The sequence below is a fragment of the Terriglobales bacterium genome (assembly GCA_035454605.1).
Classification (GTDB): Bacteria; Acidobacteriota; Terriglobia; order Terriglobales; family Acidobacteriaceae; genus DATMAB01.
Genome location: DATIGQ010000197.1, coordinates 1 through 14510 on the forward strand (window position 1 = coordinate 1; position 14510 = coordinate 14510).

The 14510-nt window shown below is 64.6% G+C and carries 12 protein-coding genes; 6 read left to right on the top strand and 6 right to left on the bottom strand.

The genetic code is table 11. The features are described 5' to 3' along the window. The 3 genes from VLE48_13825 to frdA form a co-directional block, all read right to left on the bottom strand. Positions 1-369, bottom strand: a 369-nt coding sequence (locus VLE48_13825) for a hypothetical protein (protein ID HSA94088.1), incomplete at its 3' end; no start/stop codon positions are given. Further along, positions 366-1118 carry a succinate dehydrogenase/fumarate reductase iron-sulfur subunit gene (locus VLE48_13830; protein ID HSA94089.1) on the bottom strand — a complete coding sequence of 251 codons (753 nt, stop codon included), beginning with the start codon at positions 1116-1118 and terminating at the stop codon, positions 366-368. The genes VLE48_13825 and VLE48_13830, both read right to left, overlap by 4 nt. A gap of 3 nt (positions 1119-1121) precedes the next feature. Further along, complete coding sequence (gene frdA / locus VLE48_13835) at positions 1122-2876, bottom strand: fumarate reductase (quinol) flavoprotein subunit (protein HSA94090.1); 1755 nt, start codon at positions 2874-2876, stop codon at positions 1122-1124. 126 nt (positions 2877-3002) lie between these two features. Between frdA and VLE48_13840 the strand changes: the two genes are divergently transcribed. From VLE48_13840 to VLE48_13850, 3 genes are read left to right on the top strand one after another with little or no spacing between them, the layout of a single operon-like run. After that, entirely contained in the window at positions 3003-3431 is a 429-nt protein-coding gene (locus tag VLE48_13840; GenBank protein HSA94091.1) for an NfeD family protein, read from the top strand. Positions 3432-3483: 52 nt separating this feature from the next. Next, a complete protein-coding gene (locus tag VLE48_13845) occupies positions 3484-4407 on the top strand; it encodes a stomatin-like protein (protein HSA94092.1) in 924 nt (307 codons plus the stop codon). A gap of 46 nt (positions 4408-4453) precedes the next feature. After that, positions 4454-4975, top strand: a complete 522-nt coding sequence (locus VLE48_13850) for a hypothetical protein (protein HSA94093.1) — start codon at positions 4454-4456, stop codon at positions 4973-4975. Here the strand turns inward: VLE48_13850 and VLE48_13855 are convergent. The 3 genes from VLE48_13855 to VLE48_13865 all read right to left on the bottom strand — a co-directional run bounded on the left by VLE48_13855 (position 4972) and on the right by VLE48_13865 (position 9879). Beyond that, positions 4972-6156, bottom strand: a complete 1185-nt coding sequence (locus VLE48_13855) for an FAD-dependent oxidoreductase (GenBank protein HSA94094.1) — start codon at positions 6154-6156, stop codon at positions 4972-4974. The genes VLE48_13850 and VLE48_13855 overlap by 4 nt on opposite strands. 140 nt (positions 6157-6296) lie before the next feature. Next, positions 6297-7871, bottom strand: a complete 1575-nt coding sequence (locus tag VLE48_13860; GenBank protein ID HSA94095.1) for a M20/M25/M40 family metallo-hydrolase — start codon at positions 7869-7871, stop codon at positions 6297-6299. 121 nt (positions 7872-7992) lie between these two features. Continuing rightward, complete coding sequence (locus tag VLE48_13865) at positions 7993-9879, bottom strand: ATP-binding protein (protein ID HSA94096.1); 1887 nt, start codon at positions 9877-9879, stop codon at positions 7993-7995. Positions 9880-10106: 227 nt separating this feature from the next. Here VLE48_13865 and VLE48_13870 point away from each other — a divergent pair, with 227 nt between their 5' ends. From VLE48_13870 to VLE48_13880, 3 genes are all read left to right on the top strand, one after another. Further along, the gene (locus VLE48_13870; protein ID HSA94097.1) at positions 10107-11414 is read left to right on the top strand and encodes an APC family permease; all 1308 of its coding nucleotides are present in this window, start codon (positions 10107-10109) and stop codon (positions 11412-11414) included. A 44-nt stretch (positions 11415-11458) separates the two neighbouring features. Next, positions 11459-13198 carry a CocE/NonD family hydrolase gene (locus tag VLE48_13875; GenBank protein HSA94098.1) on the top strand — a complete coding sequence of 580 codons (1740 nt, stop codon included), beginning with the start codon at positions 11459-11461 and terminating at the stop codon, positions 13196-13198. A gap of 3 nt (positions 13199-13201) precedes the next feature. Continuing rightward, the coding region (locus VLE48_13880) for a DPP IV N-terminal domain-containing protein (GenBank protein HSA94099.1) at positions 13202-14510 on the top strand (1309 nt) is incomplete at its 3' end.

The window sequence follows — 14510 nt, forward strand, 5'->3', positions numbered from 1 at the left end:
CCAGGCCACGTAGTTGGGAGCCGCCACCATCGCGTCCGGAAGGCGCCGGCCGCGCCAGCGGACCGCCATGGCGCTCGGCGCCAGGTTGAACCAGGTGATGGTGTGAAACAGCGCGAAGGCCAACGCCAGCAGGTTCACCACCACCATGAAAGGATTCCGCAGAAACTGTTGCAGCTCGGCGTAGGGCTCCGGTCCCGCCGCCAGCGCACAGACCTGGGCCAGCGTGAGCACCACGGCGTAAGCAACGGCCAAGCTGGTGAGTTCGCGCAGGATGAACCGCAGGTACGGCCAGCGTCCCAGCCACCAATAGGTCGAGACCCGCTTGCGATACCAGCGCGGATGATATTCCGTGTACTGCGGCGCGCTCATGGCCTGGTCCCCCAGGGCATCAGGAACTTCTTGAACCACTCGCCGGCAGCGCGCAGCTTGTACTGCTGGATGGCGCCCGCCGGGTCCACGTGTTTGGGACACGCCGCCGTGCACTCGCCCACGAACGTGCATCCCCAGATGCCTTCATGGTCGGAAAGCAGGTCCGTCCGCTCGTCTCCGCCCTGGTCGCGTGAGTCCTTGTTGTAGCGCTGAGCCAGGGCCAGCGCGGCCGGCCCCGCAAACAGCGGGTCCAGTCCCACCACCGGACAGGCCGCATAGCACAGCAGGCAATTGATGCACATACTGAACTGCTTGTATTCGTCGAGTTGCTCGGGCGTCTGCAGGTATTCGCCTTCCGCCAGCGGCTTTTCCTCACGGCGCACGAGCCAGGGCTTCACCTTCTTCAGCTTGCGCATGAAGTCGGTGATTTCCACCACCAGGTCGCGGACCACCGGGAAATAGCGCAGAGGCTCCACGCGCACCGGCTTCCCCTGCTGCGCGTAGCTCGTGAGGAAGGTGGCGCAGGTCAGCTTGGGCTCGCCGTTCACCATCATGCCGCAGCTTCCGCAGATGCCCATGCGGCACGACCAGCGGTAGGAAAGCGAGCCGTCGCGCTGGTCCTTGATGTAGTTCAGCGCGTCCAGCACCACCCACTCCTTGGGGCACGGGACTTCATGTCGTTCGAAGTACGGCGCCGCGTCGCGCTCCGGCGAATATCGGGCGATCTCCAGCAGAATGGTATCCGGCATCGCCTAGGCCTCTTTCACCGCCTGTCCGTACACCCGCTCCCCCGGCGGCCAGCGCGTGATCTTCACCGGCATGTACTCCACCCGCGCCGAGCCATCCGCATTACGGTACACCAACGAGTGGGCCAGGAACTTCTCATCATCGCGCTTGGGGAAATCCGTTCGCTGGTGGGCGCCGCGCGACTCCGTGCGCCGCAACGCACTTTGCACGATGCCTTCCGCCACATCCACCATGAAGCCCAGTTCCAGCGCCGCCAGCAGTTCGGTGTTGAAGGTGCGGCTGTGGTCGTCGAGTTGCAACGAGGCGCAACGCTCTTGCAGCGCGCGCAGCTGGTTGGCGGCGTCTGCCAACGACTCGCCCGTGCGGTATATGCCCGCGCCCTTCTCCACCGCCTTCTGCATCGCCTCGCGAACGGTCGCGATGCGCTCGCGCCTGCCCGTGCCTTCGAGCAGCTTGTCGACACGCTTTTTTTCGTCGAGTGCCTGCGCCTCCACGCGATTCAGTCTCGCCTCACGCGTCGAAGCGAATTCCGCCGCCGCCCGCCCCGCCCTCGCGCCGAACACCAGTAACTCGGGCAAAGAATTCGATCCCAGCCGGTTGGCGCCGTTGATGCTCACGCAGGCTACTTCGCCCGCGGCATAGAGCCCGGCCAGCGGCGTCGCGCCGTGAATATCGGTCGACACCCCGCCCATCGTGTAATGCACCACCGGCCGCACCGGAACCATCTCTTTCACCGGATCGATGTTCTGGTACTTCAGGCAGAGCTCGCGCACGAAGGGCAGCTTGGTGTTGATGAGCTTCTCCCCCAGGTGGCGCAAGTCCAGGTGGACCACCGGCCCGTACGGGGTGGGTATGGTGCGGCCTTTTTCGTCTTCCTTCACGAACGCTTGGGAGAGCCTGTCGCGCGGCCCCAGTTCCATCGAGCGCAGCACCGGCTTGGGCTGCGGCGTTCCCAGGTTGTAGTCCTGCAGATACCGATAGCCGTCCTTGTTAACCAGGTATCCGCCTTCGGAGCGCGCCGCTTCCGTGATCAAAATGCCGGTGAACGGCAGCCCCGTGGGGTGATACTGCATGAACTCCATGTCCTTCAGCGGGGCTCCGGCGCGATACGCCAGCGCCATGCCGTCGCCGTTCTTGATGTTGGCGTTGGTGGTGAACGGAAAAACTTTGCCGCAGCCTCCGGTGCACAGGATCACGGCTTTGGCCGCGATCGCCTGCAGGCGCCCGGTCATGATCTCGATCGCTACTACGCCCTGCACGCGGCCATCGTCCACCAGCAGGCGGGTGACGAACCATTCGTCGTAACGGGTGATGGCGTTGTACTTGAGCGAGGTCTGGAACAAGGTGTGCAGCATGTGGAAGCCGGTCTTGTCGGCAGCGAACCAGGTCCGCATCTTCTTCATCCCGCCGAAGGCGCGCACCGCGATGTGCCCGTCCGGATCGCGGCTCCACGGGCATCCCCAGTGCTCCAGTTGCAGCAGTTCCTGCGGCGACTCGCGGACGAAGGCTTCCACGGCGTCCTGGTCGCACAGCCAGTCGCCTCCGGAGATGGTGTCGTAGGCGTGCTCGTCGAGTGAGTCGCCCGGCTTGACCACGCCGGCCGCGCCTCCTTCGGCCGAGACGGTGTGGCTACGCATGGGATAGACCTTGGAGACCACGGCCACATTCAGTCGCGGATTGACTTCGGCCACGGCGATGGCGGCGCGCAGGCCCGCGCCTCCGCCACCTACCAGGAGCACATCGTGAATCGGAAGATCCATGCTCACCGAAACCCGAGCGGTGAAGCTAGCCCCATGCTCTACCCTTGTCAAGCTTCGCGGACCGGTTCTGCTCGCTGCTCTGGCTGCTTTGTGCTACATTTCTCCGCCGCGCGGGAGGTGATGCCGATGGCGTGGTGGGCCTGGATGGTCCTGGGCTTCATCCTGATCTTCGCGGAGCTGATGGCGCCCGGCAGCTTCTTCTTCTTCTTCTTCGGCCTTTCCGGCGTCATCGTGGGATTGCTCCATCTGGCCCACCTGGCGGGCCAACCCTGGTTGCAGTGGCTGTTGTTCTCCGTGTTTTCCATCGTCGGCGTGGTGCTCTTCCGCAAGCCGCTGATGACCCGCTTCGGCATGTCCCAACCAAAGGAAGTGGACGTACTTGTGGGTGAGGTCGCCAGCGCGCTGGATGACATCGCCGTGAACGTGATCGGCAAGGTAGAGCTGCGCGGCACGCCCTGGACGGCGCGCAACATCGGCCAGACTGCGCTGGCTCGCGGCCAGCGTTGCATCGTCGAGCGGCAAGAGGGCCTGACATTGTTCGTTCGCGCCGAGTGACTCGGCGCACTCACATTTCAAGTTCTGTCGATCCGCGACAGGAGGGGAACATATGGAACCGGCGCTATTTGTCACCTTCGTCCTGGCTCTGCTGGTCATCATCACCCTGTGGAAGACCGCAGTGGTGGTACCGCAGCAGAACGCCTACATCGTCGAGCGCCTGGGTAAGTACCACGAGACAATGAATGCCGGTTTCCACATCCTGGTGCCGTTCGTGGACGTCATCCGCTACCGGCATTCCTTGAAGGAAACGGCCCAGGACATCCCGGAGCAGATCTGCATCACGCGGGACAACGTGCAGGTGGCCGTGGACGGCATCCTGTATCTGCGGGTCCTCGACGCCCATAAGGCCTCTTACGGCATTTCCAACTACCTTTTTGCCATCCAGCAGCTCGCCCAGACCACGCTGCGCAGCGAGGTGGGCAAGATCGAACTGGACCGCACCTTCGAGGAGCGCTCCCACATCAACAACCAGGTGGTGAGCGAGCTGGACAAAGCCACCGAGCCTTGGGGCATCAAGGTGCTGCGCTATGAGATCAAGAACATCACGCCGCCCCGCGATGTGCTGGCTTCGATGGAAAAGCAGATGCGTGCCGAGCGTGAGAAGCGCGCAGCCGTTCTGACTTCCGAGGGCGTGCGCGACTCCGCCATCAACACCGCCGAGGGTGAAAAGCAGCAGGTCATCAAGGCCTCGGAGGCGCGCCGCCAGCAGCAAATCAACGAGGCCGAAGGCCAGGCGGCCGCGATTCTGGCCGTGGCCACCGCCACCGCGGAGGGTATCCGCAAGGTGGCGGAAACCATCGAAGGCCCGGGCGGGATGCAGGCAGTCCAGTTGCGGGTGGCCGAGCAGTACATCACCCAGTTCGGCAACCTGGCCAAGGCGGCCAATAGCATCATCATGCCCGCCAACGTGAGCGATATCGCCGGGATGATCGCCACCGCCATGAGCGTGATCCAGCGCCCGCAAGCGCGCTGAAGCCGTGATCAGCCGCAGCAGGCAGCGGTGGACAGGGTGGGCTGTCTTGCTCTCGCTGGCCCTGCACGCCTGGTCCAAGGGTGAAACCTACCGCTGGGAGATGCTGTGGGGATGCCATGTTGCGTCCCTGATCCTCGCCCTCGGATTCCTTTTCGGCTGGACGCGTGCCATTGCCCTTGGGTTCCTCTTCCACGTGGCCCTGGGATTCCCCATGTGGGCCATCGAGTGCATCACCAAGCGCTGGATCTCCCCGACCTCCGTGCTGGTGCACGTGCTGCCCCCGCTTGCGGGATGGCTGCACGTGCGTTCCATCGGCCTTCCACGGAACACGGTGCTCTCGGCCTGGCTGCTCTACCTTGGGCTCATCCCCGTTAGCGCGTGGCTGACGCCGCCGGAACTGAACGTGAACCTGGCCTTCGAGCCCTGGGGATTCTTCAAGGGCTATGTGCCGCAGTTGCGTGTCTTTCAGGCAGGGGCCGGTGGAATCGCATTGGCCATGCTGGTCATTTGGAGCGTGTTTCTCGACCGCTGGCGGCAGAGAAATCGGCCGGCGGCGGCGTCTGGCTAGCTGGTGGTTCGGTCGGCGAAGCGTCGCTGCGAGCGGAACTTCGGCCCATCGGCAGCCGCTTCCTGGGCGAAGCGCTTCAGTTGGAAGAAGGGTTCGGGCGCACGCTTTCCCAACACCACCTCGGCCGCCATCTCGCCCAGTGCCGGCCCCACCTTGTAGCCGTGCCCGGAGCCGCCGCCCAGCAGCCACACGTTCTCCGCCTGCGGGTGCCGGTCCAGAATGTAGTGGCCGTCGCGTGAGTTCTCGTACTGGCACACTCGCGCCTCTACCAGTGGCGCGTCCTTCATCCCCGGAAAGCGCACACCCAGGTACCGCCGCGCTTCCGCGATGCGCTCCGGCGTCGGGGTGCGGTCGCCGTTGGTGGGGTCGAACTCCGGGCCGCGTGAGTCGTCGGCCACTTTGAAACCTCGATGCTGGTTGCCCGGGATGCCGTAGAAGATGCGTTCGCCGTTGTCGATCCACACGGGAAGCGCGCCCTCGTTGTAGCGGGAATCATCTGCCGGCGTGCCGAAGAAGAACACTTCCTGCCGCGTGGGATGGATCAGGCTGCCCAGCACCTCCGGAAACAGTTTCGGCAGCCAGGGCCCGCAGGCAAAGACGTAGATATCGGCGGCCAGCGTAGAGCCGTTGGCCAGCCGCAGAGCTCCGATTCGACCCGCCTGGATCGCTCCGGGAGTGACCGACGTCTGGCGATACTTCCCGCCCTCTTCCAGGAATCCGTCGAGCATGCTCTGGCAGTTGGCGCGCGCCGTAAGATACCCGGCCTCCTTCTCGAAGATGGCCCACTCCACGCCCTCGACGTTGATCTGCGGATAGCGTGCCGCAACCTGCTTCGCCGTCAACTCTTCGACCGGCAGCCCGAACTCGCGCAACACCGGCAGCGCTGCGCGCTCGTAGCGGTCGTCCTTCCCCGCCATCCACAGCGCTCCGGTGGGATAGAACAGCCTCTTCTTCCATCTTTCCTCATGCTCGGGCCACAGCTTCAGCGCCCTTGCCACCAGTTCGGTATAGATCTTGTCCGGTCCGTAGGTGGCGCGGATGACGCGCGTCTCCCCGCCGGAACTGGCGCGCGAGTTGCCCGGCCCCCATGCGTCAAGCAGCGTGACGCGCGCGCCGCCGCGCCGCAGATAGAGCGCCGTCCACCCGCCGAACACGCCCGCGCCTACTACCGCGATGTGCATCTTGCTAACTCCCGCACCCGGCCTCGTCCACCCAAGTGCCGCAAGCCCGGTTGCGCACACTCCCAAGAAGCTTCGTCGGGACCAGCGGCGTTTGGTCATCAGACTTCGCAGATCACCCGATCACAGTTCGCAGTTCGCCTTTACTCCGGCCAATTCGCGTACGTGTACAGCAGATCCACGATGGATTGTTCGCACCTGGCGAGTCCTGCCACCTGGGCATTGCCCTCGATGACGAAGTACTCGTCGATGGAGTGCGCGCGGCCGCCGTGCCCCATGCCCGCCGAGGCTGCCGGCAGGTTCAGCGGCGGGCGCGTGTACTGTGCCTGCGGGCTCGACCCCGCCGAGCGCGGCCAGATGGCCGGCTCGATGCCGTAGTGCTTGTACACCGCGAGTGCCGCCTGCACCGGCGCCGCCTTCACCGATGTGCGCGCCCACTCGTCGCCGCCGCCCATCTTCTTCAGTTCGATGTCCGTGAAGCCCTGCTTGTCCAGGTGCTGCCGGACCAGCGCGATCTGCGTGTCGATTTCCTGGTCGGGCACCAGGCGCGAATCGATCTTGCACGCCGCCTTCTCCGGCAGGATGGTGGCCGTGCCCGGCCCGGTGTAGCCCGACCAGATGCCGTCGATGTTCAGGCTGGTGTCGAAGGTCAGGTGGCGGATGGCCTCGGCGTCGCTCCAGTTGTTCATCCACACCTTGGAGTTCTCCTTGTCGCTGGCCAGCGCCCGACCACCGATCTTCTGGATCAACGTGGCGATCAGCATCTCTTCTTCTTCGTTGGGAGGCACGATGGCGTCGTAGTAGTTGGGGATCAGGATGCGGTTGGACCCTGGGTCGAACATGGTGCGCAGCGCTTCGATCAGCCGCCATGTGGGCGAATCCAGGATTGCCTTGCGCGAGGAGTGGATGGGGATCTTCTGCGGCCCGCGACCCCACTTCGCTCCATGCGCGTGCAGCTCGAAATACGCGATGCCCTTGTTCCCCAGGCTCATGTTCACCTGGCCCTGGCTGTTCTGCGAAGGACCGGCGTCCAGGTGCGCGCTGCATTTCTTCAGCCTTTCCGTGTACGGCTCCAGCACCTGGTGGAAATGGGGCGAGCCCTGCTCTTCCTCGCCGTCGCAGGTGAACAGGATGTTCACCGGCAGCTTCCCTTCTACCGCGATGATGGCCTCGCAGGCGTTCAGGAACGCCACCAGTGGCCCCTTGGAGTTGATGGCTCCGCGCGCCAGGATCGATTTGCCGAAGGGCGGCCGGTCCACCACGTTGGCCGCCAGCGGCGGCGACGACCACTCCTTCTCGTCGAAGGGCTGGGTGTCATACATGAAGTAGTGCGAAACGGTCTTCTTCGCGCCGCAGTCGTAGCCTGCAGCCGCGCCGGCCAGGCCGTCTGTCTTCACCAGTTCGGCCCACTGGCAGCCCATGTGCTTGAACAGGCCCAGCAGAGCGTCGGCGCACTCCGCCATATTCTCCCGCCCGTTGACCTGCGTTCCCCATCCCCAACTGGAAATGCTCGGCAGGCGCAAGAATTCCTGGATGCGCGCAATGTGCTGTGGCTGGTGATCCGCGATGTATTGATGGATCTTGCGCACCGCCGCGCTCTCCAGCACGTCCTCAGCAAATCCCAGCGGTGCGCCAAGAAAGTGGAAGGCGCTGGCGGTCGCGCCCAGCGCCATGCCCCGGCTCACCGCCCGGTTGAACTCCCTGCGCGTGATTTCCATGGTTTCCGCCCCCTGGATGAAGAGACTGACGACCGGAAGAGGGCAGGGATTGTAGCAAAGGTGAGCTCGAGGCAGGCAGGAAAGGGCGAGGGCTACCTACAGGGCCGCTCCTTCTCTTGTCTCAGTTTTGCTTGTCTTTCGGCTCGTCCAGCACTTCGCGGACTTTCACCGCCAAATCGAGCGGCCGGAACGGCTTCTGCAGGAAGGCGATGCCCGCATCGAGCACGCCGCGATGCACGATGGTGTTTTCCGTGTAGCCGGAGACGTAGAGCACCCGGATCGCCGGGCGCAGCATGGTGACCCGCCGCGCCAGTTGCCTCCCGTCGAGGCCGGGCATGATCACGTCGGTCATGAGCAAGTGAATCGCCTGGTCGTACTTGTCACAGATTTCCAGCGCCTGATCGCTGTTCGCCGCTTCCAGTACCGTGTAGCCTTGCTCTTCCAGGCATTTTCGCGCCAGCTTGCGAACGGATTCCTCATCCTCCACCAGCAGCACGGTCTCCGTTCCCTTGGGGGGCACGATGGAACTCCACGCCCCGGAGGGTCGGTCCTTGCGCTCTACGGGTTCCGCCACGCGGGGCAGATAGATCTTGAACGTCGTCCCCTTGCCGGGTTCGCTGTACACCCAGATGTAGCCACCCGTCTGCTTGATGATGCCGTACACCGTGGCCAGGCCCAGCCCTGTGCCCTTGCCTTTCTCTTTGGTGGTGAAGAAGGGCTCGAAGACCCGCGCCTGCGTTTCCGGCGTCATGCCCACGCCGTTGTCGCTCACCGCCAGCATGACGTAAGGACCGGACTTCATGCTGACGTGCTGCGCCGCATCCGCCTCGCCCAGTTCCACGTTGGCCGTCTCGATGGTCAGCTTCCCGCCCCCCGGCATGGCGTCGCGCGCGTTCACGGCCAGGTTCATGATGACTTGTTCCATCTGGCCGGGATCGGTGCGGACGTTCCACAAGTCGGGCCCCGGCACCACCACCAGATCGATGTCCTCTCCGATGATCCGCCGCAGCATGCGGTCGGTGTCGGTGACGACCTGGTTCAGATCCAGCACCCTGGGCTCCATCACCTGCTTGCGGCTGAAGGCCATGAGCTGCCGCGTCAGTGTCACCGCGCGGTCGCCCGCTTTGCGGATCTCCTTCAGGTGTTTCACCAGCGGGCTGGTAGGCTCCAGTTCATCCATGAGCAGATCGGTGTAGCCGATCACGATCGCCAGCAGGTTGTTGAAGTCGTGCGCCACTCCGCCGGCCAACTGCCCGATGGCTTCCATCTTCTGGGCCTGCAAGAACTGCCGTTCCAGTTGCCGGCGTTCGCTGATGTCCAGCGCCATGCCCATCGTCCCCTCGACCTCGCCGTGCGGACCCAGCCGCGGCTCCACGTGTGCCTGGAAAGTCCGCCCGCCCCACTGCACCTCGAATGCCACCGACTCGCCCCGCAGCGCGCGACTATGCGCTCGTACCGCTTCGGCATCGGGCTCTGCGATCTGCAGGAAGCTGGCCAGATGGACGCCGATCACTTCCGTAGGTTTCAGGTTGAGCGCTGCCAGTCCTGCGCCCGCCGTCGAGGTGATGCGGAGCTCACGGTCGGTGGTCCACAGGATGACGGGAAGCTGCTGCACCATCAGGCGCAGGCCGTGTTCGGTGTGCGGCCGCGGTTCCATGGCTGCGCGCATCTGCGCCTGCAGGCTGTAGTCGGAAATCGCGGCCGCAAAGCCGGGAAGCGTTTCCGGCGCCGTCGGTTGAACCGTGCGCACGATGAATCCGCCGCAGTTCACCACCGCCCCGGCGCCAAACGTGCCCGCAGGGAGCAGGACCGTTAGTTCCACCGGCGTCTTCGGTTCCAGCGCGTCTTGCGCTCGGAACAGCACCCCGGACCGGCTGATGTTCTCCGTCAGTCCCTCGTGCCAGTCCGGCTCACCCGGACGCCGGTAACGCAGCGGGAGGTTCAGCGGGAATCGCGTTGCCCGCGGCCCTTGTCCCGTTCTGCCTGCTGACCCTGCAGCAGTCGCCATTTTGGTCCGTGCCTCGTTCCCTCCGCGAGCCTTGTGCCCCTCACCTTGGGGAAAAGGTGCGAGAAGTTCCGTCTTACTGCCTATAGCATCGGGTAACCCTCCCGTTTTGAAAACGTTACAGAAGGGCGGGCGGGCTTAGTCCCAAAGTAACACCCGCATCTGATTGAATTATTTGGGCTTATCGCCTCTCCCGATGGTACACTCCCGGCGCACTTTCTCTTCCTGCTATGGCCGGGACCAAACCGACCCACTTGTTGCGCGACATCGGGCGTTGGAGCCTGGTTGGTTTGATGCTGAATGCCACCATCGGGAGTGCTGTATTCGGGCTGCCCTCGCTGGTGGCGCAACACCTCGGGGGAGCCGGGCTCTGGGCTTATCCCGTTGCCGCCGCCGGCATGGGCGTCATCATGGCCTGCTTCGCCGAAGTGGCCTCGCGATTCCGCCAAGCCGGCGGCCCATACCTTTACTCACGCGAAGCCTACGGACGTTTCGCCGGCCTGCAGATCGGATGGCTGGCCTGGCTGGTTCGCATCGCCGCCGCGGCCGCTAACGCCAACCTCTTCGTCCAGTACGCCGCCGAGTTCTGGCCCCGCGCTTCGCAACCCCTCTCACGCCTGGCCATCATGGCGCTGCTCCTGGGCATCCTGGCGGTCATCAACTACCGCGGCGTGCGCGCCGGCGCCGGCGCCAGCGACGTCTTGATCGTCACCAAGCTCCTGCCGCTGGTGCTCTTCGTTGTGATCGGTGGCGCCTTGCTGGCGTTCTCAACGCCGGATCTTGCGCCGCCGCTGGCTCCCCGCGGTTCGAGCGCAGACTGGTTCGCGGTCGTCATCCTGCTGGTTTATGCCTACGGCGGATTCGAGGCCGTGCTTATCCCCATGTCTGAGGCCAAAGACCCGCAGCGCGATGTGCCCCTGGCACTGGGGATTGCCCTGGCCAGCGCCGTAGTTCTTTACATGCTGGTGCAATACGTGGTGGTCGCCACGTTGCCCGGAGCCGAGCACAGCACCCGCCCGCTCGCCGACGCTGCCCGCGTCTTCCTGGGTGCGCCCGGCGCCGCGCTCATCAGTCTGGGGGCGTTGCTCTCCGTATACGGCTACTTCACCGCCACCATGCTGGTGACGCCGCGGCTGACCTACGCCTTCGCGGAAGCCGGTGACTTCCCGCGCTGGTTCGCCGCTGTGCACCCGCGCTTCCATACACCGCACGTCTCCATCGTCGTGTTTGCCTTGCTGACGTTCATCCTGGCAGTCATTGGCGACTTCCGCTGGAACCTTACCCTCTCTGCCGTCGCCCGCCTGTTTACCTACGCCGCCGCCTGCGGCGCCGTCCTTGTGTTCCGCCGAAAGGCGGACGCGCCGCCCGCGCTCTTCCGCCTCCCGGCCGCGTGGCTGTTTGTGGCCCTGGGTACGGCTTTCTGCGCGGTCCTGGTCACGCGCATGGGTCGCAACGAGCTGTTCATCATTGTCGCCACCACCACGCTGGCGTTGATGCATTGGCTGGTGACCAATCTCGCGCGCGCTAAACGGGCCTGACTGCCTTGTTGCCACCAACGCGAGGTGCTACGCTGCTGCGTTTCATGCGCGTGCGGATCACAGTCCTTGCCTTCTTCCTCGTGCTGGTTGCCTTCCCGGCATCCTCACAAGACGATTTCATCCGCGAACCGGACGTCGCCGTGCCCATGCGCGATGGCGTGGTCCTGCGCGCCGATGTCTGGCGCCCGCGCGGTCCCGGCCCCTTCCCCACACTCGTCTATCGCACTCCTTACAGCCGCCGTGAAGCTGTCGAGAGCTACACCATCTTCCGCAGCGCGGTGGAGCGCGGATACGCCGTCGTGATCCAGGACGTGCGCGGCCGCTACGACTCCGGCGGCGAGTACGTCGCCTACCGGAATGAAGGCCGCGACGGCTATGACACCATCGAGTGGGCCGCTGCCCAACCCTGGTCGAACGGCAAGGTAGGCACCTTCGGGTTGTCCTATCCTGGCGCGGTACAGTGGCTGGCCGCGCTCGAATCGCCCCCGCATCTGGTCGCCATGGTGCCGGCCATGACCTACCACACGCCGCGTAACTTCTTTTATTCCGGCGGCGTCTTCGACCTCTCCTGGATCGGATGGATCTGGAACAACATCGCGCCCGACACCCGCGCGAGGAAGAACCTCCCCGGGCCGCGCACGGATGACGAAGTCGCCGCCGAGTGGGAGCGCTCCCGCGATCGCATGCGCCATCATCTGCCGCTTTCCACTCTGCCTGACCTGAAAGACGTCGCGCCCTTTTACTACGAGTGGATGCGCCATCCGCCCGCCGACTCCTGGTGGGATTGGGCCGAGCTGCGCGGCAATTTCGGAAAAACCCAGGCCGCCGTGCTCAATCTCTCCGGCTGGCACGATGAAGCCTATGGTCCCGATGGCGCCGTGAACAACTTTGCCGGGTTGGTGGCCGCGCGCAGCGGCGCGCAGCGCACCACAGTCCTCGTCGGACCGTGGGTGCATGGCGTGAAGGCCATCAGCCGCACCAAGTCCGGCGAGCGCGAGTTCGGCCCCGATGCCGCCCTCGACTACGACCAGATCGTCCTGCGCTGGATGGATCACTACCTGCGCGGCATCGAGAATGGCGTGGAGCGCGAGAAGCCGGTGCGCGTCTTTGCCATGGGCGCCAACCGCTGGCGCGAGTACGATGCCTGGCCTCCACCCGCGACTCAGACTTCATTTTTTCTGGCCACCGATCAAAAGAAGATGGGCTCGCTCCATTCCAAACCGGTGCGAGCCGCTCGTTCCTTCAGCGAGTTTCTTTCCGACCCTGCCGCTCCAGTCTCTGACCCGTTTGCCCAGACTACCGGTGCGCATGACTACCGTGCGCTTGTCGGCCGCCCTGACGTCCTGGTGTTCGATTCCGAACCGCTCTCGCAGGCCATGGAAGTCACCGGGCCCATCCGTGCCGAGATCTACTTCTCCTGCGACGCGCCCGACACCGACCTCTGGGCCCGGCTGCTCGATGTCGCTCCCGACGGTTCTGCCTTCAACCTGATGAGTCCCGGCCTTGATGTTCTGCGCGCCAGCTACGCCCTGGGCCACAAGCTGGTGCCCGGCCGCATCTACCGGCTCGATTTCACCAACCTGCTCACCAGCAATCGCTTCGAGAAAGGACACCGCATCCGCGTTCAGGTCTCGACCGCGTTCTTTCCGCACATGTCGCACAACCTGCACACCGGCAAATCGGAGATCGACTCTGCAGAAATGCGCAAAGCCACCGTTCGCATCTATCACGACCGTGTGCGACGCTCGCGCATCGTCTTGCCGGTCGTGAGCCAAGGAGATTGACAGTTGTCACCCCGAGAGAAGCAGTGGCTCTTCCTGTTTGCCTTTTTCATCCTGTTGTCCCCGCTCTCCCTCCTCGCCCAACGCGAGCCGGTTCTTAAGCAAATCGATCTGCCGCACTCCTATTACTTCCGCGAAATGTACCTGCCGCAGCTCACCACCGGACCCGGTTCCGTGGCCTGGTCGCCGGACGGCAAATGGCTGGTCTATTCCATGGCAGGTTCGCTGTGGAGACAGCGACCGGATTCCGAGATCGCCGTGCAGCTCACCGCCGGTCCCGGCTACGACTACATGCCTGACTGGTCACCCGACGGCCGCTGGATCGTCTTCTGCCGCTACGACGGCGAATCCATCGAGTTGTGGCTGCTCGACGTCGAGAGCGGCGCGCAGAAGCAGCTCACCCAGGGCTCGCACGTCAACGTGGAGCCGCGCTGGTCGCCGGACGGTTCGCGCATCGCCTACGTTTCGACCGCCTACAACCGTCGCTTCCACATTTTCGTGGTGCACATGAAGGATGGCGAGCCTGCGTCCGTCGCCTTCCCCATCGAGCGCCTCACCGGCGAAACCCGCAGCGACAAGGCTCGCTATTACTACAGCCAATTCGACCACGAGATCAGCCCCGCGTGGTCGCCCGACGGCAAACAGCTCCTCTTCGTCTCCAATCGTGGACACTTCTACGGAACCGGCGGTTTCTGGCTCATGCCGGCAGAGCCCGGCGCGGAAGCCCGCGAGATTCATCGTGAAGAAACCACCTGGAAGGCGCGGCCCGACTGGTCACGCGACGGGAAGCGGCTGGTCTTCAGTTCCTATCTCGGCGGCCAGTGGCATCAGCTCTGGGTGATGCGCGCCGAAGGCGGGTCTTCTTTCCCGCTCACCTACGGCGATTTCGACAACACCGCAGCGCGCTGGTCGCCCGACGGTTCGCGCATCGCCTTCATCTCCAACCGGACGGGCAACACTTCACTGTGGATCATCGACGTGCCCGGCGGAGCCCAGCGGCAGTTGACCACCCGCGAGCGTAAGTACCTGCGGCCGATGGGAAAGCTGCGCATCACGGTGCTCGACGCCGCTGGTCGCCCGACCGGCGCGCGGGTTTCCGTCACCGATTCCGAAGGCCGCGCTTACGCGCCGGACGACGCCTGGATGCATGCCGACGATGGCTTTGTTCGCGCCCAGCGCAGGTTCGAGGCTCACTACTTCGACACTGCGGGACAATCCGACCTCACTGTTCCGGCGGGCCGCTTCGAAGTCGAAGTGATGAAAGGCTTCGAACATCGCGCCGAGCGCCGCCGGGCCGACGTTTCTGCCGAGCGCC